Raw genomic sequence first — 22,524 nt, 5'->3', positions numbered from 1 at the left:
AATCCAGCCAGCATCTTGAATCACAAACATCCGGTTTTGGGAATCCTACGATTCTCCCAAAATAGGAAATGCTCTAGTGCGCCTCGTCCCAATTGTCGGCCGCTCGCGCGTCCACATGCAGCGGCACCGACATGGACACCGCCGGCATGGCCGCGTTCTCCATGACATGGCGCACGACGGGGATCGTCGCCTCCACTTCCGCCTCGATCGTCTCGAAGATCAGCTCGTCATGCACCTGCAAGAGCATGCGGGCCGAAAGCCTGGCCTTCTCCAGCGCCTCGTCCATGCGCACCATGGCGCGGCGGATGATGTCGGCGGCGGTGCCTTGCAGGCGCGCGTTGATCGAGGCGCGCTCGTTGAAGGCGCGGATGGAGGGATTGGAGGACCGGATCTCGGGGTAGTGGATGCGGCGGCCGAAGATCGTTTCGACGAAACCGTGCTCGCGGGCATAGGCCTTGGTCTCTTCGATATAGTCGCGGATGCCGGGGAAGCGCTCGAAATATTTCTTGATGTAGTTGCTGGCTTCCTCGCGCGGAATCGACAGCTGGTTGGCAAGGCCGAAAGCCGAAATGCCGTAGATGATGCCGAAATTGATCGCCTTGGCGCGGCGGCGCACTTCCGAAGGCATGCCCTCCACGGGCACGTTGAACATTTCCGAGGCGGTGATGGCGTGGATGTCGGCGCCGTCGGCGAAGGCCTGCCGCAATTGCGGGATCTCGGCAACATGGGCGAGCACGCGCAATTCGATCTGGCTGTAGTCGGCCGAAACCAGGCGGTTGCCCTTGTCGGCGATGAAGGCTGTTCTGATCCTGCGGCCTTCGGCGGTGCGCACCGGGATGTTCTGCAGGTTCGGGTCGGAGGATGACAGGCGCCCTGTCGTCGTCGCGGCGAGCGCGTAAGAGGTGTGGACCCGCTTGGTGTCCGGGTTGACGAAGCCGGGCAGCGCATCGGTGTAAGTCGATTTCAGCTTGGTCAGCTGGCGCCAGTCGACGATCTTGCGCGGCAGTTCGTGGCCTTCGGCGGCGAGGTCTTCCAGAAGCTGCGCCGAGGTCGACCATTGGCCGGTCTTGGTCTTGGAGCCGCCGGGCAGACCCATGCGGCCGAACAGGATATCGCCGAGCTGCTTGGGCGAGCCGATGTTGATGCGCTCGCCGACGAGCTGGTAGATTTCTTCCTCGAGCCGGGCTGCGCCCTGGGCCAGTTCGCCCGACAGCCGCGACAGGATCTGCCGGTCGACCGAGATGCCGCGCTGTTCCATGCGCGCCAGCACCGGCACCAGCGGCCGTTCCAGCCGCTCATAGACCGACACCAGGCCCTTGGCGGCGAGCCGCGGCTTCAGCACCAGCCAGAGCCTGAGCGTCACATCGGCGTCCTCGGCCGCGTGGGCGGTCGCCTTGTCGACATCGACCTGGTCGAAGCCGACCGAATTTTTTCCGGAGCCGGTCACGTCCTTGAGCTGAAGCGGACTGTGGCCCAGCCATTTCTCGGCAAGCGCGTCCATGCCGTGGCCATGCGAGGTGCCGGCATCGAGCACGTAGGAGATCAGCATGGTGTCGTCGAAAGGGCCGACGTCGATACCGTAGCGGCTCATGATGACGAGATCGTATTTCAGGTTCTGCGCGATCTTGAGGACAGACTTGTCCTCGAGCAGCGGTTTCAGCACGGCCAGCGCCTCGCGCAGCGGGATCTGGTTGTCGATCGGACCACCGCCGAGCAGGTCGCCATTTCCGCTCCTGTGGGCGAACGGCACATAGGCGGCGCGACCTGGCGCCGTCGCCAGCGACAAGCCGATCAGTTCGGCCTGCATCGGATCGGGCGACGTCGCGCGGGTATCGAAGGCGACGATGCCGGTCTCCAGCGCCTCGGCGACCCAGGCCTTCAGGCTGGCGACGTCGCGGATGCACTGATAGGCCGAAATGTCGATCTTGCGGGCGGTGGCGGCCTCCAGGCGAAGCGCCGACAGAAGCGAGGGGGTGTTGCCCTCCTTGGTGCCGCCGGCTGCGGCTAGGGCCGTCTCGCCGTCCTGCTTCGCCTCGGCGCTGGGCGCGACCGGCGCGCCGGCGCCGACATCCGGCCCATGCGCGGAGTCGGCGCGTTCGACCGTCACAGCGATCGCCTGGACGTCGCTTGCCTCGGTTCCCGTGGTTTCCGCCACGCGGCGGGTCAGCGAAGAGAATTCCATGGTCTTGAGGAAGCCGATCAGCTTCGGCCCGTCCGGCGCGTGCAGGACGAATTCGTCCAGCCCCTCGGCCACCGGCACATCGTTCTTCAACGTCACCAGCTGGCGCGAGATGCGCGCCTTGTCGGCATTGGCGATGATGGATTCGCGTCGTTTCTCCTGCTTGATCTCGCCGGCGCGCTCAAGCAGTCCGTCTAGGTCACCGAACTGTTCGAGCAATTGCGCCGCAGTCTTCGGTCCGATGCCCGGCACGCCGGGAACATTGTCGACGGAATCGCCGGTCAATGCCTGCAGGTCGATCATCTTCTCCGGCGGCACGCCCCATTTCTCGATGACCTCGGGAATGCCGATCTGGCGATCCTTCATCGGATCGTACATGCTCACCGTCGGGCCGACCAACTGCATCAGGTCCTTGTCGGAGGAGATGATGGTGGTGTCGCCGCCGGCCTCGCAGGCCAGCCGGCAATAGGTCGCGATGAGGTCGTCGGCCTCGAACCCTTCCATCTCGAGACAGGGCAGGTTGAACGCCCTGGTCGCCTGGCGGATGAGGCCGAATTGCGGGATCAGGTCTTCCGGCGGCGCCGAACGGTTGGCCTTGTATTCGGGATAGAGATCGTTGCGGAAGGTTTTCGACGAATAGTCGAAAATGACGGCGAAATGCGTCGGCACGATGCCGACATCGGTGTTGCGGGCATCCTGCATCAGCTTCCACAACATGTTGCAGAAGCCGGACACGGCGCCGACCGGCAGGCCGTCGGACTTGCGGGTCAGCGGCGGCAGCGCATGATAGGCACGGAAGATGTAGCCGGAGCCGTCGACAAGAAAGAGATGATCGCCTTTTTTCATGCAGGCAGGGATAGCGCGGCGCGGCGGCTTGGTCCATGCCAAAGGCACCGCTTCCAGCAACACCCTGACAGGCAGGCGACGGGTTGGTTGGAAAGAGCTGAAATCGGCATTATTTTCGCCCGCGGGAGGGCTTGGTCCCGCCTGTCGAACGGCAGCTCACGGCCATGTTACAAAAGTGTAATATTCGTGCCCTTGAATCGCCACGTTCGAGGACACAGATAAATGTCATCGGCAATTTTCGCCGACGTCCGGAGCAAGGCCCGTCCCCCGCCTATCCCGGACACCTGCGGCAGCCTATCCCCCCTCTCCGGGCTGCCGCATCGTTTCGAGTAGAAGGGCCGCCGTGGTTCCCCCTCCACCACGGCGGTCTTTTTTGTTTCGAATAACGCTTGAGCCCGTGGTCCAATGCTCCCGGGCTTTTCGTTTGCCCGCTCTGCCTTTACGGTTCCGGCACTGAATCGAAAGGCTCGCCAATGTCAATTTCCTCCGTTCTCGACCGTCTCGACAAGAATCTCGACCACAGCCTGGAGCGCCTCTTCGGTCTGCTCCGGATCAGGTCAATCTCCACCGATCCGGCCTATGCCGCCGATTGCCGCAAGGCGGCCGAATGGCTGGTGGAAGAACTCAAGGTGATCGGCTTCGACGCCAGCGTGCGCGACACGCCCGGCCACCCGATGGTGGTTGCGCATCATGATGGGCCGGCCGGTTCACCGCATGTGCTGTTCTATGGCCACTATGACGTACAGCCGGTCGATCCGATCGAGCTTTGGGAAAACGACCCGTTCGCGCCGGCGGTCAAGGAGATCGAGCCCGGCCACAAGGTGATCACCGGGCGCGGCTCGGCCGACGACAAGGGTCAGTTGATGACCTTCGTCGAGGCTTGCCGGGCCTGGAAGCAGGTGCATGGCAATCTGCCGTGCCGCATCACCATCCTGTTCGAGGGCGAGGAGGAGTCGGGCTCGCCGTCGCTGAAGCCCTTCCTCGAAGCCAATGCCGATGAACTCAAGGCCGATTTCGCGCTGGTCTGCGATACCAGCATGTGGGACCGCGACACGCCGTCGATCTGCGTGGGGCTGCGCGGGCTGGTTGGCGAGGAGATCATCGTGAAGGCCGCCGACCGCGACCTGCATTCGGGTCTCTATGGCGGCGCCGCTGCCAACCCGATCCGCATCCTGGCAAAGGTGCTGGCCGACATTCACGACAAGGACGGCCATATCACCATCCCGGGCTTCTATGACGGCGTCGAGGAAACGCCGTCGCAGATCCTGAAATCATGGGAAACGCTGGGCGAAACGGCCGAGACGTTCCTTGGCCCCGTCGGCCTGTCGATTCCGTCGGGCGAAAAGGGCCGCTCGCTGCTGGAACTCACCTGGGCACGGCCGACGGCCGAGTTCAACGGCATCACCGGCGGCTATACCGGCAAGGGCTTCAAAACAGTGATTGCGGCGCAGGCCTCGGCGAAAGTATCTTTCCGCCTCGTCCACAAGCAGGATCCCAAGAAGATCCGCGCCGCCTTCCAGCAATTCGTCAGGGAGCGCATTCCGGCCGACTGTTCGGTGGAGTTCCACCCGCATGGTGGCTCGCCGGCGATCCAGCTTTCCTACGACTCGCCGTTCCTGGCCAAGGCCAAGACGGCGCTGTCGGACGAATGGCCGAAGCCGGCGGTGACGATCGGCGGCGGCGGCTCGATCCCCGTGGTCGGCGACTTCCAGACCTATCTCGGCATGGAGTCGCTGCTGGTCGGTTTCGGCCTCGACGACGACCGCATCCACTCGCCCAACGAAAAGTACGAGTTGAGTTCCTTCCACAAGGGCCAGCGCTCCTGGGCGCGCATTCTGGACGCGCTCACGCGCTGAGCCGGGAACTCACGAAAGGCGGGAAAATCAAGTTTATGTTGATTTTTCCGCCGATCACGGCAAGGACGGGTTGCCAGCGCAACGTGCTGGAGCGCGCGCGTCCGCTCGATGGATGCGCGATGCCGAAAGCGCGACCCCGGAGAAGACGATGAGCGATATCCGTTTCCACAAAAACGATCTGCCCGACCTGTCCCGCTACAATGTCGGGGCGGTTGCCATCGATACGGAAACGCTGGGCCTGAACCCGCATCGCGACCGGTTGTGCGTGGTGCAGATTTCACCCGGCGACGGCAGCGCCGACGTCATCCAGATCGCGCCGGGCCAAAAGGAAGCGCCGAACCTCGTCAAGCTCTTGGGAAACCACAGCGTGACCAAGCTGTTCCACTATGGGCGCTTCGACCTTGCCGTGCTCTACCATGCGTTCGGTGTGATGCCCGAGCCGGTATTCTGCACCAAGATCGCCTCGCGGCTGACCCGCACCTACACCGACCGGCATGGGCTCAAAGACATCTGCTTCGAGCTTCTGGGCGTCGGCCTGTCCAAGGCGCAGCAATCGTCGGACTGGGCGGCCGAAACGCTGTCGCCCGAACAACTCGAATACGCCGCATCCGACGTGCTCTATCTGCACCGGCTGCGCGACGTGCTGGCGGCGCGGCTGGCGCGCGAGGATCGCACGAAAGAGGCCGACGCCTGTTTCCGCTTCCTGCCGACACGCGCCAAGCTTGACCTCATGGGCTGGGACGAAGAGGATATTTTCGCTCATAGCTGACGGCGTCGCGGCGCTGCCGCCGATGTTCCGTCCGGGACCAGATGCCGGCCGTCGTGTTCCGTCGGCTCGAAAAGAGGGATGACATGGCGGATAGGAAGCCCATATCGACCGCGCCCACCGACGGCTCCAAGGTCACCGTGACCTGGAAGGACGGCGACGGCGTGCTCAACGAATCCATCGCGCAATACCGGGACGGCGGCTGGTGGGTCTACATCGACAGCGATACGCAGAAGAAGGTCGAGCCGACGAGCTGGCGGCCCGCCGGGAGCGACGACGGCGACCAATGAGCAGGCCGCTGGCGAGGGCGGCGGCTTTCGCATAGCCTGAAGCCGTTGATATCGAGGCCGATTCGGGGCTTTCCGCTCCGCGCTCGCCTCTTGCTCGGAGGGAAATCGCCATGGGCGTCGAAAGCCTGCTCGTCTTCATCATCATCGGTGCCATCGCCGGCTGGCTCGCCGGTCTCATCGTCTCCGGTTTCGGCTTCGGCCTGATCGGCAACATCATCGTCGGCATCATCGGCGCGTTCATCGCGGGCTGGCTGTTCCCGCGGATCGGCTTGTCCATCGGCGGCGGCATCCTCGCCTCGATCATCCACGCCACGATCGGCGCCATCATCCTGCTGATCCTGGTCAGGGTCCTGAAGCGAGCCTGAGGCCGGGCACCGAGGAGCGCGCCATGAAACAGAATACGCTTTATCTCGTCATTGGCGCGCTCGTCGTCGTGGTCATCGCGCTCGGCGTCTACGTCTACCGCGAACAGACCAAGCCGAAAGGCGTGGAGCTCAAGATCGACGACAAGGGCATCTCGATCCAGCAGAACTGAACGGTTCCTCGCCATGCTGTCACGGGGGGCGCCACTGGAACACCCTAGTTGTTCCTGGCCTCGGCTTCAAAAAATGCATGGCAAAATCTGAGCCCGTGGCGACTGCCAGCCTGAAGTTCGATCGTCTGCCATCTTGCGTCTTTATTATTTTTGCGTGATCCTCCTTGAATACTTGGGAGGGGACAATGAGCGTTGAAGAAAAACTGCGTGTACTGGCGGACCGGATCAGAACCCATTCGAGCGCAATGCTCACGGAGGAAGCACTCAAAACGGCGATTATCCTGCCATTCTTATCTGCCCTCGATTATGATGTTTTCAATCCGGACGAGGTAATCCCTGAATTTTGCGCAGATGCTGTTGGGAAAAAAGGGGAAAAAGTCGACTATGCAATCAAGTTAGACGGAGAGATCCGGATACTTATTGAATGCAAACCTATATCTATGACGCTTGAAAAGGTCCATCTAGCTCAGCTCTATCGCTACTTTTCAGTGACGAACGCAAAATTTGCAATTCTCACAAACGGTCGAACGTTCCATTTCCATACCGATTTGGTTGCGCCCAATCGCCTCGATGATCGACCGTTTCTCACCTTCGACTTGTCCGACATGCAGGGGCAACTCGTTACCGAGCTGAAAAAATTCGCCAAAGCTGAATTCAATATCGACGGGATTCTTCAGTCGGCACATAGGCTGAAATACACGTCTGCAATCAAGAAAGAGATCGCGAACGTCATGGAGAACCCTCCCGAGGACTTTGTTCGGATGGTGACGGGAGGACTCTACCAAGGTCGCTTTACGAGCCAGGTGAAAGAACAGTTCACACCTATGGTGAAGGCCGCGTTTCGTGAAATTGTGAGGGAGTCTGTTCAGTCAAGATTGTCAACGGCGTTAGCGGAAACGGAGGTTTCCGAGATCGGCGTCGAGGGAGAAGAGGCCGAGGAGGTCGTTACAACGGAGGAGGAGCGCGAGGGATTCATGATCATAAGAGCGATCGTGCGAGACACCTTGAAGCCTGCCCGTGTAGTGATGAGGGATCAGAAAAGCTATTGCGGCATCTTGATCGATAATAACAATCGTAAACCACTCGCGCGGTTGTGGTTCAATCGCTCCATAAAATATTTGGGACTCTTTGATGGTGAAAAAGAGAATAAAGTGAAGATCGACACGCTTGACGAGATCTATGATTATTCAGATCGCCTGAGGGCTACCGCGAAGGAATACACAGCGCCTGTACATGTTTTGGCGCCGGAAGTTATTTCGTAGGGGTAGTACAGGGGGCCTCTCTGAAAAAAACTATGCCGAGGGTCGTGGTTCGACAAGTCCGCCGAATGTAGGCGTGAGATGTGACAGGCACTGCGGTGGGAGAGCTCTCGCCACCTGATATGGCTTTTGCGCAGAAGCGGGTGACTTAACCCGCCTTTAAACCGCCGCATCTACTCTGCAACCCGAACGCCATAGGCATCGGGATATCAAGCGCAGCGCATGGCGAACCGCAGAGACAGCCGGATCGAACCCAGTTTCGAGGGACCGCCACAAGCGAGATCCCAGACAGGTCTTTCGGTGAGCGAGGAGGACCGCGTCGTGCCCAGCAACCGCAAAGCCTCCGCCAAACGCAAATCGCCGAAGGCAAAGTCGTCGCGTGCCAGGCGCGGCCGAAGCCGGCGCGGCCTGTTCGGCGTGCTCGGCCGGCTGGTCTACTGGTGCTTCGTGCTGGCCATCTGGGGCGGCATCGCCGTGGCCGGCGTCGTCGTCTACTACGGTGCCAAGATGCCGGCGGCCACGACCTGGTCGATCCCCGATCGCGCGCCCAATATCAAGATCGTCTCCGCCGACGGCCAACTGCTCGCCAATCGCGGCATGAGCGGCGGCGAGGCGGTCGGCCTGCACGAAATGTCGCCCTACATCCCCGAGGCGGTCATCGCCATCGAGGACCGCCGCTTCTATTCGCATTTCGGCGTCGACCCGATCGGCCTGTCGCGCGCCATGGTCGCCAATCTCGCCGGCGGGCATTTCTCGCAAGGCGGTTCGACGCTGACGCAGCAACTGGCCAAGAACCTGTTCCTGACGCCAGACCGGACGCTGGAGCGCAAGGTGCAGGAGGTGCTGCTGGCGCTGTGGCTGGAGCACAAGCACACCAAGGACCAGATCCTCGAAATGTACCTCAACCGGGTCTATTTCGGCTCGGGCGCCTATGGCGTCGAAGCGGCCTCGCGCCGTTATTTCGGCAAGAGCGCGCGCGATGTCACCTTGTCGGAGGCGGCGCTGCTTGCCGGTCTCCTGAAGGCGCCGTCGCGACTGTCGCCGGCGCGCGATCCCAAGGCCGCCGAGGACCGCGCGCAGCTGGTGCTCGCCGCTATGCGCGACGAAGGCAAGATCAGCGCCAAGGAACTGACCACGGCGATGAGCGCGCCGGCGACGCGCGCGCCGTCCTACTGGACAGGCTCGGAAAACTACGTCGCCGACACCATCATGGAAGAGCTGCCCGATCTGATCGGCGACGTGCGCGGCGACATCGTCATCGATTCCACCGTCGACCTGAACCTGCAGAAGCTCGCGGAACAATCGATCCGCCGGCTGATCGATGAAAGCGGCAAGAAGCTCAACGTCACCCAGGGCGCGCTGGTGTCGATCGACGATTCGGGCGCGGTGCGTGCCATGGTCGGCGGCTACGATTATTCGACCAGCCAGTTCGACCGCGCCTCGGAAGCGCGCCGGCAGCCCGGTTCGGCGTTCAAGCCGTTCGTCTACATGGCCGCCCTCGAGGCCGGCCGCACGCCCGACAGCGTGCGCAACGATGCGCCGATCAAGATCGGCAAATGGACACCCGACAATTACGGCGGCAAGTATTTCGGGAAGGTGACGCTGGCAACCGCCTTGGCGAAGTCGCTGAACTCGGTGGCGGCCCAGCTGACCATGGAAGTGGGGCCGGACGCAGTGGTCGAGGCGGCGCATCGCATGGGCATCCAGTCCGATCTGCAGGCCAACACCTCGATCGCGCTAGGCACGTCGGAAGTGACGCCGCTGGAGCTGACCTCGGCCTATGTGCCTTTCGCCAATGGCGGCTACAAGCCGGACATCCATTTCATCCGCCGCGTGACATCAGCCGAGGGCAAGGTGCTGTACGACGCCGGCAGCGGCCGCACGCCGCGCGTGGTGAAGCCCGAGATCGTCGGCATGATGAACTCGATGATGACCGGGACGGTGGAGATCGGCACGGCCAGGAAGGCGGCCTTCACCTGGCCGTCGGCCGGCAAGACCGGCACCAGCCAGAATTCGCGCGACGCCTGGTTCGTCGGCTACACCGCCAATCTCACCACCGGCGTATGGTTCGGCAATGACGACGGCAGCCCGATGAAGAAGGTCACCGGCGGCGCGCTGCCGGCGCAGGCCTGGCACGAGTTCATGGTCGCCGCGCATGAGGGCGTGCCCGTGCGGCCGCTGCCTGGTACCTGGAAGTCGACGCCGGCCGATAGGATCGTGCCGGACGAAATCCCGTCGGCCGATGCGACACAGCCGGCTCCGAAGCCGCAAGCGCCTGTCGGCCAGTCGGCGCCCGCTGCCGTCGCGGCGCAGCCAGCGCCGGTTCGCGCGCCCCGCCCGGCCCAGACCGTCGACGCCGACGGTTTCGATATGCCGGGCGATTCCGGAACCACCGCGTTGGTCAGACATCCGGTGCCGCCGGGCAGCGTCGGCGGTCCGCTCAAGAAGCGGCAGACCTCGATCCTCGACATTCTCGGCGGAGGCTAGCGGCAACTCGCCTCTCGCCAGCGCCACACCGTTCGGCTACACCTCCCGACATGGCTGAGATCGACACCAGGAAGACCATTGTGCTGACCGGCGCCAGCCGTGGCATCGGCCATGCCACGGTCAAGCGTTTCTCGCGCGAGGGCTGGCGCGTCATCACCTGCTCGCGCCAGGCGTTTGCCGAGGATTGCCCGTGGCCGGCCGGGCCCGAGGACCACATCAAGGTCGATCTCGCCGACCAGGAGGATGTCGGCATCGCCGTCTCCGAAATCCGCCACCGGCTTGAGGCGCATGGCGGGCAGCTGCACGCGCTGGTCAACAATGCCGGCATTTCGCCAAAGCTCAAGGACGGCAACAGCCGCATGAACTCCATCGACACGCCGATGCATGTCTGGCGCGACGTGTTCCAGGTCAATTTCTTCGCGCCGATCATGCTGGCGCGCGGGCTGTTCAAGGAACTGGCATCGGCGAAAGGGTCGATCGTCAACGTCACCTCGATCGCCGGCACCCGGGTGCACCCCTTCGCCGGCACCGCCTATGCGACATCGAAGGCCGCGCTCGGCTCGCTGACGCGCGAGATGGCGCATGATTTCGGCCCGCACGGGATCCGCGTCAACGCCATTGCGCCGGGCGAAATCGACACCGCGATCCTGTCGCCGGGCACGGACAAGATCGTCGAGACCATTCCGCTCAGGCGGCTGGGCACCACGGCCGAGGTCGCCGACATCATCTTCTTCCTGTGCTCCGGGCAGGCGTCTTATGTGACCGGCTCGGAAATCCACATTAATGGCGGCCAGCACGTGTGATGGGGCAGGTCTCAGCCTAGGGATCGTTCATCCGGTCATGGTGAGAACGGCCTTGCCGCTGAAGCTGCGCTGTCGCAGAGCGTCCAGGGCTTGGGCGATGTCGGTCCATGGCATGGTCAGGGCGACGCGGGTTTCCAGCCGGCCGGCCGCAACGAGAGCGAGCAGCGAGGCGATGTCCGAGCCAATGCCCGCGCCAGACGTGTAGTAGGCGAAAGTCTGAAGCCTCGCCCCCTCGTGACCCGGAACGAACTGGCGGAACCCAATTGGCGTGAGTTCGCCACTGCTTGAGCCGAACATGACGATCGTCCCGCCAGGAGCGACGCGTTCGATCGCGTGGGCGAGGCTTTGGCCACCGACCGATTCGGTAATCAGCGAAAACGGCCCCACGGCCAGTTCGATCGACTCGACGACTTGCCCGGCACCCAGGCGGCGGAGATCCTCGCCATGCCGGGAGGCCGCGACCGCGGTCACGCTCGCGCCCTGTTCGCGCGCGATCTGGATCTGGAAACGGCCGACCGCTCCACTTGCGCCGGTGATCAGGACCCGTTGGCCGGCAAGGTCGCCGCCATGGCGCAAAGTCCTGAGCGCGGTGGTGCCCGCGACCGGAAGCGTGGCCGCGGAAACGAAGCTGACCTCATCCGGCAGGACGGCGAGGCGGTCGGTCGAAACCGCGACGCGTTCGGCCCAGCCGGCCTGGTCGACCAAGGCCGCGACGCGGGCGGCCACGGCTGGCCCGGAGCCGTCGGCCGCTGGCCGTTCGACGATCCCGACGATGTCCTGGCCGGGTATCCAGCCGTCCGGGCGTATGGTGAGCAGGCGCAATTCGCCGCGATTCAACGAGGTTGTGTGGACCGAGACAAGCGCCTCGTTTGCGAGAGGCCGTGGGTCCTCGACCTCGGCAAGCGTCAGTCCGGCGGGGCTGTCGGAAGATATGGCTAGGGCGAGCATGAGACGTACCTTCCTGCTGGTTTGTGGATGCAAAGCGCGGTGGCATCCTGATCAACCGGGTGCATGGGCAAGCTGGAACCTATCGACTTCCCAGCTTGAAGAATTTAGCTATCGTGGCGTTTAATCGCTAAAAGCCGTCAATCATGAGACAACCTCTTCGTTACCCATGGCTCGATTTCAATGTGGATGACGTCCTCGCACCGGCAATCGCCGTGCGCGTCGACGTTACCGAAACCAGGGCCGAAGTCCCCTCCCATCGGCATCGCAAAGGCCAACTCGTCTTCGCGCTCGGCGGTGGCGTCACATGCCGCGTCCCGAGCGGCCTGTGGATGGTGCCGCCGCATTGCGGGGTGTGGATTCCCGGCGACATGGAGCACAGCAATATCGCGACCGCCAACGCCCGGATCTTCTTCGTCTACATCGAGCCGGAAGCCGCCGAATTGCCGGACCGGTGCTGCACCCTTTCGGTCTCGCCGCTGCTGCGCGAACTGATCATCGAACTGTCCGATGGCGTGGGGGATGATGAGGCGAGGGATGCGCTTTTGATCAGGATGCTGCTTGCTGAGCTGCCGCGCATGCCTGTCCAGCGGCTGCATCTGCCGATCTCATCCGAGCCGCGATTGAGGCGGATCGCCGAAGCGTTGGCGCAGGATCCCGCCGACCGCAGCACATTGTCGGAATGGGCCAGCCGGGTTGCGCTCAGCGAGAGCAGTCTCGCCCGTCTCGTCGTGAAGGAGACTGGCTTAAGCTTCGGACGCTGGCGCCAGCAGTTGCATCTGATCGTCGCAATTCGAGAACTTGCCTCCGGTGCGAGCGTGCAGCAGGTCTCCGGCGATCTCGGCTATGATTCCGTCACCGCCTTCATCACCATGTTCAAAAAGGCGCTTGGCAAGCCGCCGGCAAAATACCTCGGCAGCGTCGCGCAAAATGGCGGCTCTGCCTTCGTGGCGTGATCAACCTGGCTGCAGGCGGAGCACCTCGAGCATCCATTGTTAGACCAGGCGACGCCTTGTAGATTCGAACGACACCTTGGAGATGGAAACATGGCGCTCAAGCGGATGGACAACGTAGGAATCGTCGTCGAAGACCTCGGAGAGGCGGTTGATTTCTTTCGCGAACTCGGCCTCGAGCTCGAAGGACGGGCCACGATCGAAGGAGAATGGGCCGGACGTGTCACCGGACTGGGCGATCAGCATGTCGAGATTGCCATGATGCGCACACCGGACGGCCATAGCCGGCTCGAGCTCTCCCGCTTCCTCATGCCGCCTGTCGTCGCAGATCACCGGAACGCCCCGGTCAACGCCCTAGGCTACCTCCGCGTCATGTTCACCGTGGACGACATCGAAGAGACGCTTGAGAGGCTCCGCACGCGCGGCGCGCAGCTCGTAGGCGAAGTAGTCCAGTATAAAGACGTGTATCGGCTCTGCTACATCCGTGGGCCTGAGGGGTTGCTCATCGGACTCGCCCAAGAACTCGGTTAAGCGCAATACGAAGAAATGGCAGGAGTGGCCGATGTCAGCGGGCGCGTCCAAGGCCGCCCCACCTGTTCGAGGTCCCGCCCTCCACGGTCGGCCGCGTTCTCGCTAAGCACGGACTAGTTCCGTGTAGGCGGACGGTTCAGCCGCCCGCGGCTTGTGACCAAGCACCTCTTCCACGATGCCGCGCGCGATCTCGCGTTCGCCCATGATCACCGTATCGGCGCCGAGCCCCTTGAGATGCTCGACCTCGGCATCGGCATGGGCGCGGGCGACGACATTGATGGCGGGATTGGCGGCGCGCGCACGCAGCACGATCTGACCGGCCTCGAAGGCATTGGGGATGGCCAGGATCAGCCGTTTTGCGCCTTCGGGATTGGCGGCTGCAAACACTTCGGCATTGGCGGCGTTGCCGGCCACGGTCTCGATGCCCTCGGCCCTGAGCTTCACCAGTGTCTTGTCGGCATCCTCGACCACCAGGAAGGGCAGGGCGGCTTCCTTCAACGCAGCGCCGACGAGACTGCCGACACGGCCGTAACCAATCAGGATAGCGTGGCCGCTGAGGGCCGTTCTTGGCGGCGGCCCATCCTCCTGCTTCGCCGCCGAGGCGACGGAAGCCACCTGGCCGGGCTCCGTCGCCGGGCCGACCGGTTTGGGCTCCACAGGCGGCGCCGTCCTGGCGGCGCGGGCCTCGAGCCATGGCTTCATCCAGTCGATGACCAGGAACATCACCGGGTTGAGCACGATCGACAGGATGGCGCCCGCCAGGATGAGGTCTCGCCCCTGTTCGGGCAGCAGTTTCAGCCCGACGCCGAGTTCGGCCAGGATGAAGGAGAACTCGCCGATCTGGGCAAGGCTCGCCGAAATCATCAGCGCCGTCGCCAGGGGATAACCGAAGGCGACGACGATGAGGAAGGCCGCCAGCGACTTGCCGACGACGATGATGGCGAGCGTTGCCAGAATCGGCAAGCCGTTGCTGAACAGGCTGAACGGGTCGAACAGCATACCGACCGAGACGAAGAACAGCACCGAGAAGGCATCGCGCAACGGCAGCGATTCCTCCGCGGCGCGGTGGCTGAGTTCGGACTCGCTCATGATCATGCCGGCGAAGAAAGCGCCCAGTGCCAGCGAGACGCCGAACAGCTTGGCCGCGCCGAAGGCGACGCCAAGCGCTATCGCCAGCACCGAAAGCCGAAACAGCTCGCGCGAGCCGGTATGGGCGACATAGTGCAGGATCCAGGGAATGACGCGGCGGCCTACCACCAGCATGACGATGACGAAGGCGGCGACCTTGGCCAGCGTGATGCCGACGACACCCCAGATGCCGTAGCTCGCGGGCAGCGACAGCAGGCCGCTCGCATGGGCATCCGCCTGCTCCTGGCCGCCAAGCACGCCGGCAAGCGCCGGCAAAAGCACCAGGGCCAGCACCATGGCCAGGTCCTCGACGATCAGCCAGCCGACGGCAATGCGGCCGCGCTCGGTCTCGATCAGGCGGCGCTCCTGCAGGGCGCGCAGCAGCACCACGGTCGAGGCCACCGACAGCGCCAGGCCGAAGACCAGTCCTGCTCCCGCCGACCAGCCGAGCATCCAGGAAAGCCCCGCGCCGAGTGCCGTGGCAAAGCCGATCTGGACGATGGCGCCGGGCACGGCGATGGCGCGGACCGACAGGAGATCCTTCAGCGAAAAATGCAGGCCGACGCCGAACATCAACAGGATGACGCCGATTTCGGCGAGCTCATTGGCAAGGCCGGCGTCAGCGACGAAACCGGGCGTGTTCGGCCCAACCAGCACGCCGGCCACGAGATAGCCGACCAGCGGCGGAATGCGGAAGCGGTTGGCGAGAGCGCCGAAGACGAAAGCGAGCCCCAGACCGGCTACGATGGTGGCGATAAGGGGAGTGTCATGCGGCATTGTCTATGGAGCGCCTTTCAAGCCAGCGATGCAGGATATGCGCCGCCCGAAGCCGCCGCCTGTTTGCAATATGGTGGATTGGGTGTCGGCCACGCAACCCCGCAAAACCGGGAATTGCCGGTGAAGCGACAAATACCTCGCCGGTGGGCAAGCAAGCCGGAATTCGAGGTCAGCCGAAATCATGCGCCGCAACGGCGGCGCTCGATCGCCAACGATCAAGCTGCCCGCAACAGGGCCTCGATCTCGAATACCGCGTGGTTGGTCAGCGTCTTGGGAATTTCCGCGCTGACCTTGTCGCTGACTTCCTTGTGCAGGATCTTGCGCATCGCGCCGAGCACGAGCGGCGGCGCGATGAGGATGATTTCGTCAAAAGAGCCTCGATGAGCCAGCTTGTAGAGCCGTTCGGCGAGTTCGTCGGCAAAGCGCTCCTTGCCGATCCGATGCCAATCCGTCTCCTCGACCGCGCTGCGGTGAACCGAGGGACCGTCATTGTAGCGACCGGGACTGTCGCTGCCTTGCTCGCGCGTTGGCGGGTTGTCCTGCCTCACTTCCTGCAACACTTCGAGGTTCGGAAATTTGGTGTCACCTGCATTTCTGAGGAAGAGCGCTTTTTCTCCGTCGGCCACCATGATCCAGATGCCGTGCTTCAACTTGATCGCGCTCATGACGCCGGGCTCCTTCCTTCGCTGCCGCCACGCTTGGCTTCACGCCGCGGCCAGGTATGATTTTGAATTGCGCATGCGGAAGGAACGCGCCTCGATCCGGTAATGTTCCAGCCAAAAAGCCAGGTCATGCGGGCGCTCCGTCGAGGTGGAGGCGCGCGCACGACCGCCAGGCAGCTTTAATCTACTAAATTAGTAGAATTTAGAAAAAACGGTTTTGTCATAAAGCGCGTTCGGCCCAAAAAAGAGGAGAAATCAATGCCCGCGACAGCGGCTTGATGCCGGTCTCCGCAACAAGGTGGAATATTTTTCTCTTGGCCGCGGCCCTTTAGAAAAAGCGATTGCATCCCGGAAGGTGATGCGCGAGTGGGTTTCTTCAGCTTTTTCGCGCCCACGCGTAGAAGTGAAGACCAGATCAGGATTCCGTTCGTATCCATGCCGCAGCCCGCCCCCAAGCTCAATGCCTTCCCCGTCTTCGTACGGGTCGAGGACGAAGCCGTAACGATCGTCGGCGGCGGCGACGAAGCGTTGGCCAAGGCACGATTGCTTGGGCAGTCCAGCGCTACGCTGCGCATCGTCGCGGAGAGCGCCTCACCGGACATGCTCGGCTTCATCGCGCAGAGTGGCGCCACCCACATCGCGGCCTATGAGGCGAGCCGGCTGGAAGGCTCGGTGATGGTGTTCGCTGCCAGCGGCGATGAGGCGCTCGACCGGCGCGTTGTCCAGGATGCGCGCCGGCTCGGCATCCCCGTCAATGCGGTGGACCGGCCGGAGCTTTGCGATTTTTTCACCCCGGCGCTGGTCAATCGCGCACCGGTCGCGATCGCCATCGGCACGGAAGGCGCTGGGCCGGTGCTGGCGCAGATGCTGCGTGCCCGCATCGACCGCATGCTGTCGCCTTCGTTGGGCAGGCTGGCGGCTCTCGCCGCGTCGTTCCGGGCCGCCGCTGAAAGCCTGCCCAGGGGCAATTCGCGCCGCCGGTTCTGGAGCGAGTTCTTCGGCGGTGCGCCGGCGCGCGCCGTCGAAGCTGGCAAGCTTTCGCAGGCGCATGACGCAGCCGCCGATCTTCTGCGTTCGGCTGCATCCGCTTCAGGCCATATCGCCCTGGTTGGCGCGGGCCCCGGTGCCGAGGACCTTTTGACGCTGCGTGCGCATCGCCTGCTGATGGAGGCCGATGTCATCGTCCACGACGCGCTGGTGCCGGAGGCTGTCGTCGCCATGGGCCGACGCGACGCCGAGCGGCTGGCGGTCGGCAAACGCAAGGGCTGTCACACCAAGAGCCAGGCCGAGATCAACGCGCTGCTGGTCGAGCTTGGCCGCGAAGGCAAGCGTGTGGTGCGGCTGAAGTCGGGCGATCCCCTGGTGTTCGGCCGGGCCGGCGAGGAGATGGCGGCGCTGCGTGATGCGGGCGTGGCCTATGAGGTGGTTCCGGGCGTCACCGCTGCTTTCGCCGCCGCCGCCGATTTCGAATTGCCGCTGACGCTGCGCGGGGTTTCCTCCTCGATGGTGTTCACCACCGGTCATGATCTCAAAGGCAATTCGCTGCCCGATTGGGCCAAGCTTGCCATTTCGGGTGCCACCGTTGTTGTCTATATGGGCCGCTCGGTGGCCGCAGAGGTTGCCGGCCGGCTGATCGAGGCCGGGCTTTCGCCCGATACGGCGGTAGCCGTGGTCGAGAATGCCAGCCTCGGCAATCGCCGCCGTTTCCACGGCACGCTTGCCGACCTGCCGTCGTTGGAAGCGCGCGCCGATCTCTCAGGTCCGGTCATGACCATCATCGGCGATGCGGTCGCCGGCGCCAATTTCGAACGGTCCGAACCGCTCGCGGCACACAGGCATGAAGGTGCGCCCATAGCTGCCACCGAGGGAGTTCAGCAATGAAGATACTGACCGCCAACCGGCTCGCCGACGGCATCGCCGTCTGGTACGCAGACGGCGGCTGGGCCGAGAGGGCGGACCATGCCGACCTCGCCCATGACAAGGCGGCCGAGGATCGCCTGGAAGCGATCGGTGCCAAGGCCCACGCCGACAACGAAGTCCTCGACGTCAACCTCATCGATGCCCAAATCGTGAACGGCGTTGTCGAGCCGGTGCGGTTGCGCGAGAAGATCCGCGCCGCGGGCCCGACCATCCGCAACGATCTTGGCAAGCAGGCCTCCCGGGCGGCGTAAGCCCAGACCGGAAGTGAACACGGGCGGACGCGCCCTGAAAGACGAAGCATGTACCGCTACGATGAGTTCGATCACGATTTTGTCCAGGCCCGCGTCGCCGAGTTCAGCGACCAGGTCCAGCGCCGGCTCGCCGGCGAGATCACCGAGGACCAGTTCCGGCCGCTCAGGCTGATGAACGGCGTCTACCTGCAATTGCACGCCTATATGCTGCGCATCGCGGTGCCCTATGGCACGCTGAACGGCAAGCAGTTGCGCATGCTCGGCCACATCGCGCGCAAATACGACAAGGGCTACGGCCATTTCACCACGCGCCAGAACATCCAGTTCCACTGGCCGGCGCTGTCCGACATTCCTGCGATCCTGGCCGATCTGGCGAGTGTCGAGATGCACGCCATCCAGACCAGCGGCAATTGTATCCGCAACGTCACCGCGGACCATTTCGCGGGTGCGGCGGCCGACGAGGTCGCCGATCCGCGTCCCTATGCGGAAATCCTGCGCCAGTGGTCATCTGTTCATCCGGAGTTTTCCTACCTGCCGCGCAAGTTCAAGATCGCGGTAACCGGCGCGGAGCGCGACCGCGCCGCCATCCAGACCCACGACATCGGCCTGCACCTGAAGAAGAACGCGGCCGGCGAGCTCGGCTTCGCCGTCTATGTCGGCGGCGGCCAGGGGCGCACGCCGATGGTCGCCAGGAAGATCCGCGATTTCCTGCCGGAAGCCGACCTTTTGTCCTACTGCACGGCGATCCTGCGCGTTTACAACCTGCATGGCCGCCGCGACAATAAGTTCAAGGCGCGCATCAAAATCCTGGTCCACGAGACCGGCGTCGAGGAGATCACGCGCCAGGTCGAGGCGGAATGGCAGCAATTGAAGGACGCCGAGTTGAAGCTGCCGGAAGCAGACATCCGCGCCATCGACGCCTATTTCGCGCCACCAGCGCTGACCGCGCGGCCGGACGGCGACGAGGCTGTAAAGCTGGCACGCCTCGATTCCAAGGGCTTCTCGGATTGGCTCGACCAGAACGTGGTGACGCATCGCCACCCCGACTATGCGGCGGTGACCATCTCGCTGAAGGGTATCGGCGAAGTGCCGGGCGATGCGACCGACAGCCAGATGGAAGCGATTGCCGATATCGCCGAGAAGTATGGATACAACGAGTTGCGCGTCAGCCACGAGCAGAACCTGATCCTGCCGCATGTGGCGCGCGCCGACCTGAAGGCGGTCTATGACGCGCTGGTCGATATCGGCCTGGCGACCGCCAATTCGAACCTGATATCGGACATCATCTCGTGCCCGGGCCTCGACTATTGCGCGCTGGCCACAGCGCGTTCGATCCCGATCGCGCAGGAGATCTCGCGTCGCTTCGCCTCGCTGGAGCGGCAGCGCGAGATCGGCGAGTTGAAGCTGAAGATCTCCGGCTGCATCAATGCCTGCGGCCATCACCATGTCGGACATATCGGCATTCTCGGAGTCGAAAAGAAAGGCACCGAGCTGTACCAGGTGACGCTTGGCGGTTCGGCCGACGAGAACACTTCGGTGGGCGAGATCATCGGCCGCGGCTTCTCGTCGGAAGAGATCACCGACGCCATCGAGCAGATCGTCGAGACCTATCTCGGCCTTCGGCTCAACTCACAAGAGAAATTCATCGACGCCTACCGCCGTGTCGGTCCCGCGCCGTTCAAGGAGGCGCTCTATGCTGGCGAAGCCAAGGCCGCTTGACCCTATCGTCGACGCCGATGACGGCATCGCCGCCAAAGCGGCGGGGTTTGACGCGCTTTACGGCCACCTGAATCCGCTCGACATCATCGAACGCGCGGCAGGCGACCTGTTTCACGATGAGATTGCCGCGGTGTCTTCCTTCGGTGCCGATTCGGCCGTGCTACTGCACATGATTTCCGAAGTCGATCGCTCGCTGCCGGTCATCTTTCTCGATACTGGCAAGCATTTCGAGGAGACGCTCGGCTATCGCGACGCCCTGGTCGCCGATTTCGGGTTGACCAACATCCAGGTGATCAAGCCCGACGAGGCAGCACTCGAGCGGATCGATCCGACCGGCAATCTGCACCAGACCAACACCGACGCCTGCTGCGACGTGCGCAAGGTCGAGCCGCTGGCACGGGGCGTGGCGCCTTTCCGCGCCTGGTTCACCGGCCGCAAACGCTTCCAGGCCTCGACGCGCGCAGCACTTCCGGTGTTCGAGGCGGTCGGCCCACGTATCCGCATCAATCCGCTGGCGCACTGGACGACGTCGGACCAGGCGGACTACATGCGCGCGCATGCACTGCGGGAAAATCCGCTGGTCGCCTATGGCTATCTGTCGATCGGCTGCTTCCCGTGCACCCAGCCGGTGCAGCCGGGCGAGGACGCGCGCAGCGGCCGCTGGGCCGGCCATGCCAAGACCGAGTGCGGCATTCACCTGTCGGGACTGGAGAAGTCGCTGACCGACGCATCGTTATAGGGTATGCTGATATTCAGGTGAGGCCGGCCTGCAAACGGCGGCTTCGGGGGCTCACGTACTACAAGTACGCTCCGCTCCGGCTCTCGGAAGCTACCGTTTTCGACTCGGGCCTGCTTGAATCTCCACACCCCTTGAGCTCTTTGAATTTTAGGAAATTTCGATGACTGAACCGACGATACCGGAGACCCGCCTCTGGACCCCGACGGGTTTTCGGGAGGATGAGTGGGCTCATGCCGAAGGCGCGGAAGCGCTGTCCGGCAATGGCCGCTTCATCCTGCCGCTGCAGGCGTTTCTCGATCTCGATCCGGAGGTGCGCCGGTCGGCCAAGGAAAGGATCGGTGTCGTGCTGCAACCCGGCGATCAGCTCGAAAGGATTGCTGGCCTGCTCGACCAACTGTCGCTGGTGGCGCTGGCTTTTCCGTCGTTCAGCGATGGCCGCTCCTTCTCAAAGGGCGAATTGCTGCGCAGCCGACATCATTTCGAAGGTGCCGTGCGCGCCACCGGCCAGGTGCTGGTCGACCAACTGCCGCATATGCTGCGGCTCGGTTTCGATGAATTCGAAATCTCCAATCCCGTGCTCTTGAAGCGGCTGGACGAAGGCCGCACCGGCGGATTGGGACTCTACTACCAGCCTGCCGCCGTGCCGAAGCCCAAGGGACCAAAATACTCCTGGCGTCGGCTGCGTGCCGGCTGACGTCACGACACTTCCAGCGACAGGTTTGCGGCCGCCTGTCCTCTCCCGTCACGACGACAGGAGGTGCCGCCGGCGGATCGGGGACAGCAGAGCCAGGCAGAAGATGGCTACGCCGCCATCCGTGCCTGGCGAAACGACACCAGCTTGCCGCTGTTTTCATCCCACAGCGCCAGCTTGACGCAGCGCAGGCTCTCAAGAAGGGTGATGCGGCCTATGCCGCGCAGTTCCGGATAATCGCGCAGCACTTCCTGCAGGCGGTAGCCTGGCACCTTCGCGGAGAGGTGATGGACATGATGGACACCGATGTTGCCGGTGAACCAGTTCAGCACCGGCGGCAGGTCATAATAGGAGGATCCGTGCAAGGCGGCACGCTGGAACTCCCACTCATCGTCCTTCGCCCATTCGGTCTCCTCGAACTGGTGCTGGACATAGAACAGCCAGATGCCGGCGGATCCGGCAAGGATGACGATCGGCAGGTGGACGACCAGAAAAGCGCCAATACCGACGAACCATATCAGGATCGACGCTGCCAGAACGATGGCGAGGTTGGTGGCCATCGAGGATACCCAGGGCTTCAGGCCACCGCGCATCATCCCGACCGGCAGCCTTTGCTCGAAGATGAAGAGCCATATCGGCCCCAGTCCGAACATGACCAGGGGATGGCGATAGAGACGATAGGCGAGGCGACCTCTCCAGGACATCCGCCGGTACTCCGCGACCGTCAACGTCTTGATATCGCCAACGCCGCGCTCGTCGAGATTACCCGCGCTGGCATGATGAGTGGCATGAGCACTCCGCCAGCAATCATAAGGCGTCAGCGTAAGCACGCCCAGGACGCGGCCTATCCAGTCATCGGCGGTGCGGTTGGCGAAGAAAGATCCGTGCCCGCAATCGTGCTGGATCATGAAAATCCGCACCAGGAAGCCCGCCGCCGGCAAGATCAGCACCAGCCCCCACCAATGGCCATAGGCAAAGGCGATCGAGGACAGCGCCCAGAGTGCTGCGAAAGGGATCAGGGTGATCGCCAGTTCGACGGCGCTGCGCCGCCTGTCCGGCTTCTTGTAGCGCGCCAGGATCTTCAACCAGGCGCGCTTACTGTTGGCGGCAGTCTCAGGGGAAATCATGTTCATCATGAAGCATAGGCGGAGGGGCCCGGCTCCCGCAAGGCTAATCACGAGAAATTA

The 22,524-nt window shown here is 63.4% G+C and carries 20 protein-coding genes; 15 read left to right on the top strand and 5 right to left on the bottom strand.

What is annotated here, in order from left to right; genetic code table 11:
• Positions 1-73: 73 nt before the first annotated feature.
• Positions 74-3,025, bottom strand: a complete 2,952-nt coding sequence (gene polA / locus FJ979_RS31190; RefSeq protein WP_181168653.1) for a DNA polymerase I — start codon at positions 3,023-3,025, stop codon at positions 74-76.
• Between the two features lie 473 nt (positions 3,026-3,498).
• Between polA and FJ979_RS31185 the strand changes: the two genes are divergently transcribed.
• The 8 genes from FJ979_RS31185 (at position 3,499) to FJ979_RS31150 (ending at position 11,021) form a co-directional block, all read left to right on the top strand.
• Positions 3,499-4,881: a M20/M25/M40 family metallo-hydrolase gene (locus FJ979_RS31185; protein ID WP_140584599.1), complete on the top strand. Its 1,383-nt coding sequence runs from the start codon at positions 3,499-3,501 to the stop codon at positions 4,879-4,881.
• Between the two features lie 148 nt (positions 4,882-5,029).
• A complete protein-coding gene (locus FJ979_RS31180; protein ID WP_140500266.1) occupies positions 5,030-5,650 on the top strand; it encodes a ribonuclease D in 621 nt (206 codons plus the stop codon).
• 83 nt (positions 5,651-5,733) lie between these two features.
• Positions 5,734-5,937 (top strand): hypothetical protein, encoded by a 204-nt coding sequence (locus tag FJ979_RS31175; RefSeq protein ID WP_140547282.1) that lies wholly within the window; start codon positions 5,734-5,736, stop codon positions 5,935-5,937.
• Between the two features lie 110 nt (positions 5,938-6,047).
• On the top strand, positions 6,048-6,302 hold the full coding sequence (locus FJ979_RS31170) for a GlsB/YeaQ/YmgE family stress response membrane protein (protein ID WP_140500262.1): 255 nt from the start codon (positions 6,048-6,050) through the stop codon (positions 6,300-6,302).
• A gap of 23 nt (positions 6,303-6,325) precedes the next feature.
• The gene (locus FJ979_RS31165; RefSeq protein WP_140500260.1) at positions 6,326-6,472 is read left to right on the top strand and encodes a hypothetical protein; all 147 of its coding nucleotides are present in this window, start codon (positions 6,326-6,328) and stop codon (positions 6,470-6,472) included.
• Between the two features lie 185 nt (positions 6,473-6,657).
• Positions 6,658-7,734, top strand: coding sequence for a type I restriction enzyme HsdR N-terminal domain-containing protein (locus tag FJ979_RS31160; protein WP_140558373.1), 1,077 nt, complete (start codon positions 6,658-6,660; stop codon positions 7,732-7,734).
• A 219-nt stretch (positions 7,735-7,953) separates the two neighbouring features.
• Positions 7,954-10,218, top strand: a complete 2,265-nt coding sequence (locus FJ979_RS31155) for a transglycosylase domain-containing protein (protein WP_140584598.1) — start codon at positions 7,954-7,956, stop codon at positions 10,216-10,218.
• Between the two features lie 50 nt (positions 10,219-10,268).
• Positions 10,269-11,021 carry an SDR family oxidoreductase gene (locus FJ979_RS31150; RefSeq protein ID WP_140500256.1) on the top strand — a complete coding sequence of 251 codons (753 nt, stop codon included), beginning with the start codon at positions 10,269-10,271 and terminating at the stop codon, positions 11,019-11,021.
• Between the two features lie 27 nt (positions 11,022-11,048).
• Here FJ979_RS31150 and FJ979_RS31145 read toward each other — a convergent pair whose 3' ends face one another.
• Positions 11,049-11,969, bottom strand: a complete 921-nt coding sequence (locus FJ979_RS31145) for a zinc-binding dehydrogenase (protein WP_140584597.1) — start codon at positions 11,967-11,969, stop codon at positions 11,049-11,051.
• Positions 11,970-12,112: 143 nt separating this feature from the next.
• Here FJ979_RS31145 and FJ979_RS31140 point away from each other — a divergent pair, with 143 nt between their 5' ends.
• Both FJ979_RS31140 and FJ979_RS31135 read left to right on the top strand, forming a co-directional pair.
• Complete coding sequence (locus FJ979_RS31140) at positions 12,113-12,922, top strand: helix-turn-helix transcriptional regulator (RefSeq protein ID WP_140584596.1); 810 nt, start codon at positions 12,113-12,115, stop codon at positions 12,920-12,922.
• A 90-nt stretch (positions 12,923-13,012) separates the two neighbouring features.
• Positions 13,013-13,450: a VOC family protein gene (locus tag FJ979_RS31135; RefSeq protein ID WP_140584595.1), complete on the top strand. Its 438-nt coding sequence runs from the start codon at positions 13,013-13,015 to the stop codon at positions 13,448-13,450.
• A gap of 102 nt (positions 13,451-13,552) precedes the next feature.
• Here the strand turns inward: FJ979_RS31135 and FJ979_RS31130 are convergent, their stop codons facing one another.
• Both FJ979_RS31130 and FJ979_RS31125 read right to left on the bottom strand, forming a co-directional pair.
• Positions 13,553-15,355, bottom strand: coding sequence for a cation:proton antiporter (locus tag FJ979_RS31130; protein WP_140584594.1), 1,803 nt, complete (start codon positions 15,353-15,355; stop codon positions 13,553-13,555).
• Positions 15,356-15,570: 215 nt separating this feature from the next.
• On the bottom strand, positions 15,571-16,020 hold the full coding sequence (locus FJ979_RS31125) for a host attachment family protein (protein WP_140584593.1): 450 nt from the start codon (positions 16,018-16,020) through the stop codon (positions 15,571-15,573).
• A gap of 432 nt (positions 16,021-16,452) precedes the next feature.
• Between FJ979_RS31125 and cysG the strand changes: the two genes are divergently transcribed.
• From cysG to FJ979_RS31100, 5 genes are all read left to right on the top strand, one after another.
• Positions 16,453-17,898 (top strand): siroheme synthase CysG, encoded by a 1,446-nt coding sequence (cysG, locus tag FJ979_RS31120; protein WP_140584592.1) that lies wholly within the window; start codon positions 16,453-16,455, stop codon positions 17,896-17,898.
• Entirely contained in the window at positions 17,895-18,188 is a 294-nt protein-coding gene (locus tag FJ979_RS31115; RefSeq protein WP_140584591.1) for a DUF2849 domain-containing protein, read from the top strand. The genes cysG and FJ979_RS31115 overlap by 4 nt, the downstream gene beginning before the upstream one ends.
• A 48-nt stretch (positions 18,189-18,236) precedes the next feature.
• Positions 18,237-19,907, top strand: a complete 1,671-nt coding sequence (locus FJ979_RS31110; RefSeq protein WP_140513763.1) for a nitrite/sulfite reductase — start codon at positions 18,237-18,239, stop codon at positions 19,905-19,907.
• Positions 19,882-20,646, top strand: a complete 765-nt coding sequence (locus FJ979_RS31105; protein ID WP_140500238.1) for a phosphoadenylyl-sulfate reductase — start codon at positions 19,882-19,884, stop codon at positions 20,644-20,646. Before FJ979_RS31110 ends, FJ979_RS31105 begins: the two co-directional genes overlap by 26 nt.
• A gap of 160 nt (positions 20,647-20,806) precedes the next feature.
• Entirely contained in the window at positions 20,807-21,340 is a 534-nt protein-coding gene (locus FJ979_RS31100; RefSeq protein WP_140500236.1) for a DUF934 domain-containing protein, read from the top strand.
• A gap of 107 nt (positions 21,341-21,447) precedes the next feature.
• Here the strand turns inward: FJ979_RS31100 and FJ979_RS31095 are convergent, their stop codons facing one another.
• Positions 21,448-22,470 (bottom strand): fatty acid desaturase, encoded by a 1,023-nt coding sequence (locus FJ979_RS31095; RefSeq protein WP_140500460.1) that lies wholly within the window; start codon positions 22,468-22,470, stop codon positions 21,448-21,450.
• Between the last annotated feature and the right edge of the window lie 54 nt (positions 22,471-22,524).

Origin of the sequence: Mesorhizobium sp. B1-1-6 (genome assembly GCF_006443035.1) — a bacterium.
Lineage (GTDB): Bacteria > Pseudomonadota > Alphaproteobacteria > Rhizobiales > Rhizobiaceae > Mesorhizobium.
This window is presented reverse-complemented; position numbering and strand designations above follow the sequence as displayed.

Excerpts from the sequence above, each read along its gene's own strand:
- FJ979_RS31115 (WP_140584591.1), top strand. The coding sequence starts at position 17,895 with ATGAAGATACTGACCGCCAACCGGCTCGCCGACGGCATCGCCGTCTGG.
- FJ979_RS31150 (WP_140500256.1), top strand. The coding sequence starts at position 10,269 with ATGGCTGAGATCGACACCAGGAAGACCATTGTGCTGACCGGCGCCAGC.
- FJ979_RS31160 (WP_140558373.1), top strand. The coding sequence starts at position 6,658 with ATGAGCGTTGAAGAAAAACTGCGTGTACTGGCGGACCGGATCAGAACC.
- FJ979_RS31180 (WP_140500266.1), top strand. The coding sequence starts at position 5,030 with ATGAGCGATATCCGTTTCCACAAAAACGATCTGCCCGACCTGTCCCGC.
- FJ979_RS31185 (WP_140584599.1), top strand. The coding sequence starts at position 3,499 with ATGTCAATTTCCTCCGTTCTCGACCGTCTCGACAAGAATCTCGACCAC.
- FJ979_RS31130 (WP_140584594.1), bottom strand. The coding sequence starts at position 15,355 with ATGCCGCATGACACTCCCCTTATCGCCACCATCGTAGCCGGTCTGGGG.
- FJ979_RS31110 (WP_140513763.1), top strand. The coding sequence starts at position 18,237 with ATGTACCGCTACGATGAGTTCGATCACGATTTTGTCCAGGCCCGCGTC.
- cysG (WP_140584592.1), top strand. The coding sequence starts at position 16,453 with ATGCCGCAGCCCGCCCCCAAGCTCAATGCCTTCCCCGTCTTCGTACGG.
- FJ979_RS31175 (WP_140547282.1), top strand. The coding sequence starts at position 5,734 with ATGGCGGATAGGAAGCCCATATCGACCGCGCCCACCGACGGCTCCAAG.
- polA (WP_181168653.1), bottom strand. The coding sequence starts at position 3,025 with ATGAAAAAAGGCGATCATCTCTTTCTTGTCGACGGCTCCGGCTACATC.
- FJ979_RS31095 (WP_140500460.1), bottom strand. The coding sequence starts at position 22,470 with ATGAACATGATTTCCCCTGAGACTGCCGCCAACAGTAAGCGCGCCTGG.
- FJ979_RS31105 (WP_140500238.1), top strand. The coding sequence starts at position 19,882 with ATGCTGGCGAAGCCAAGGCCGCTTGACCCTATCGTCGACGCCGATGAC.
- FJ979_RS31145 (WP_140584597.1), bottom strand. The coding sequence starts at position 11,969 with ATGCTCGCCCTAGCCATATCTTCCGACAGCCCCGCCGGACTGACGCTT.
- FJ979_RS31100 (WP_140500236.1), top strand. The coding sequence starts at position 20,807 with ATGACTGAACCGACGATACCGGAGACCCGCCTCTGGACCCCGACGGGT.
- FJ979_RS31170 (WP_140500262.1), top strand. The coding sequence starts at position 6,048 with ATGGGCGTCGAAAGCCTGCTCGTCTTCATCATCATCGGTGCCATCGCC.
- FJ979_RS31165 (WP_140500260.1), top strand. The coding sequence starts at position 6,326 with ATGAAACAGAATACGCTTTATCTCGTCATTGGCGCGCTCGTCGTCGTG.
- FJ979_RS31140 (WP_140584596.1), top strand. The coding sequence starts at position 12,113 with ATGAGACAACCTCTTCGTTACCCATGGCTCGATTTCAATGTGGATGAC.
- FJ979_RS31155 (WP_140584598.1), top strand. The coding sequence starts at position 7,954 with ATGGCGAACCGCAGAGACAGCCGGATCGAACCCAGTTTCGAGGGACCG.
- FJ979_RS31125 (WP_140584593.1), bottom strand. The coding sequence starts at position 16,020 with ATGAGCGCGATCAAGTTGAAGCACGGCATCTGGATCATGGTGGCCGAC.
- FJ979_RS31135 (WP_140584595.1), top strand. The coding sequence starts at position 13,013 with ATGGCGCTCAAGCGGATGGACAACGTAGGAATCGTCGTCGAAGACCTC.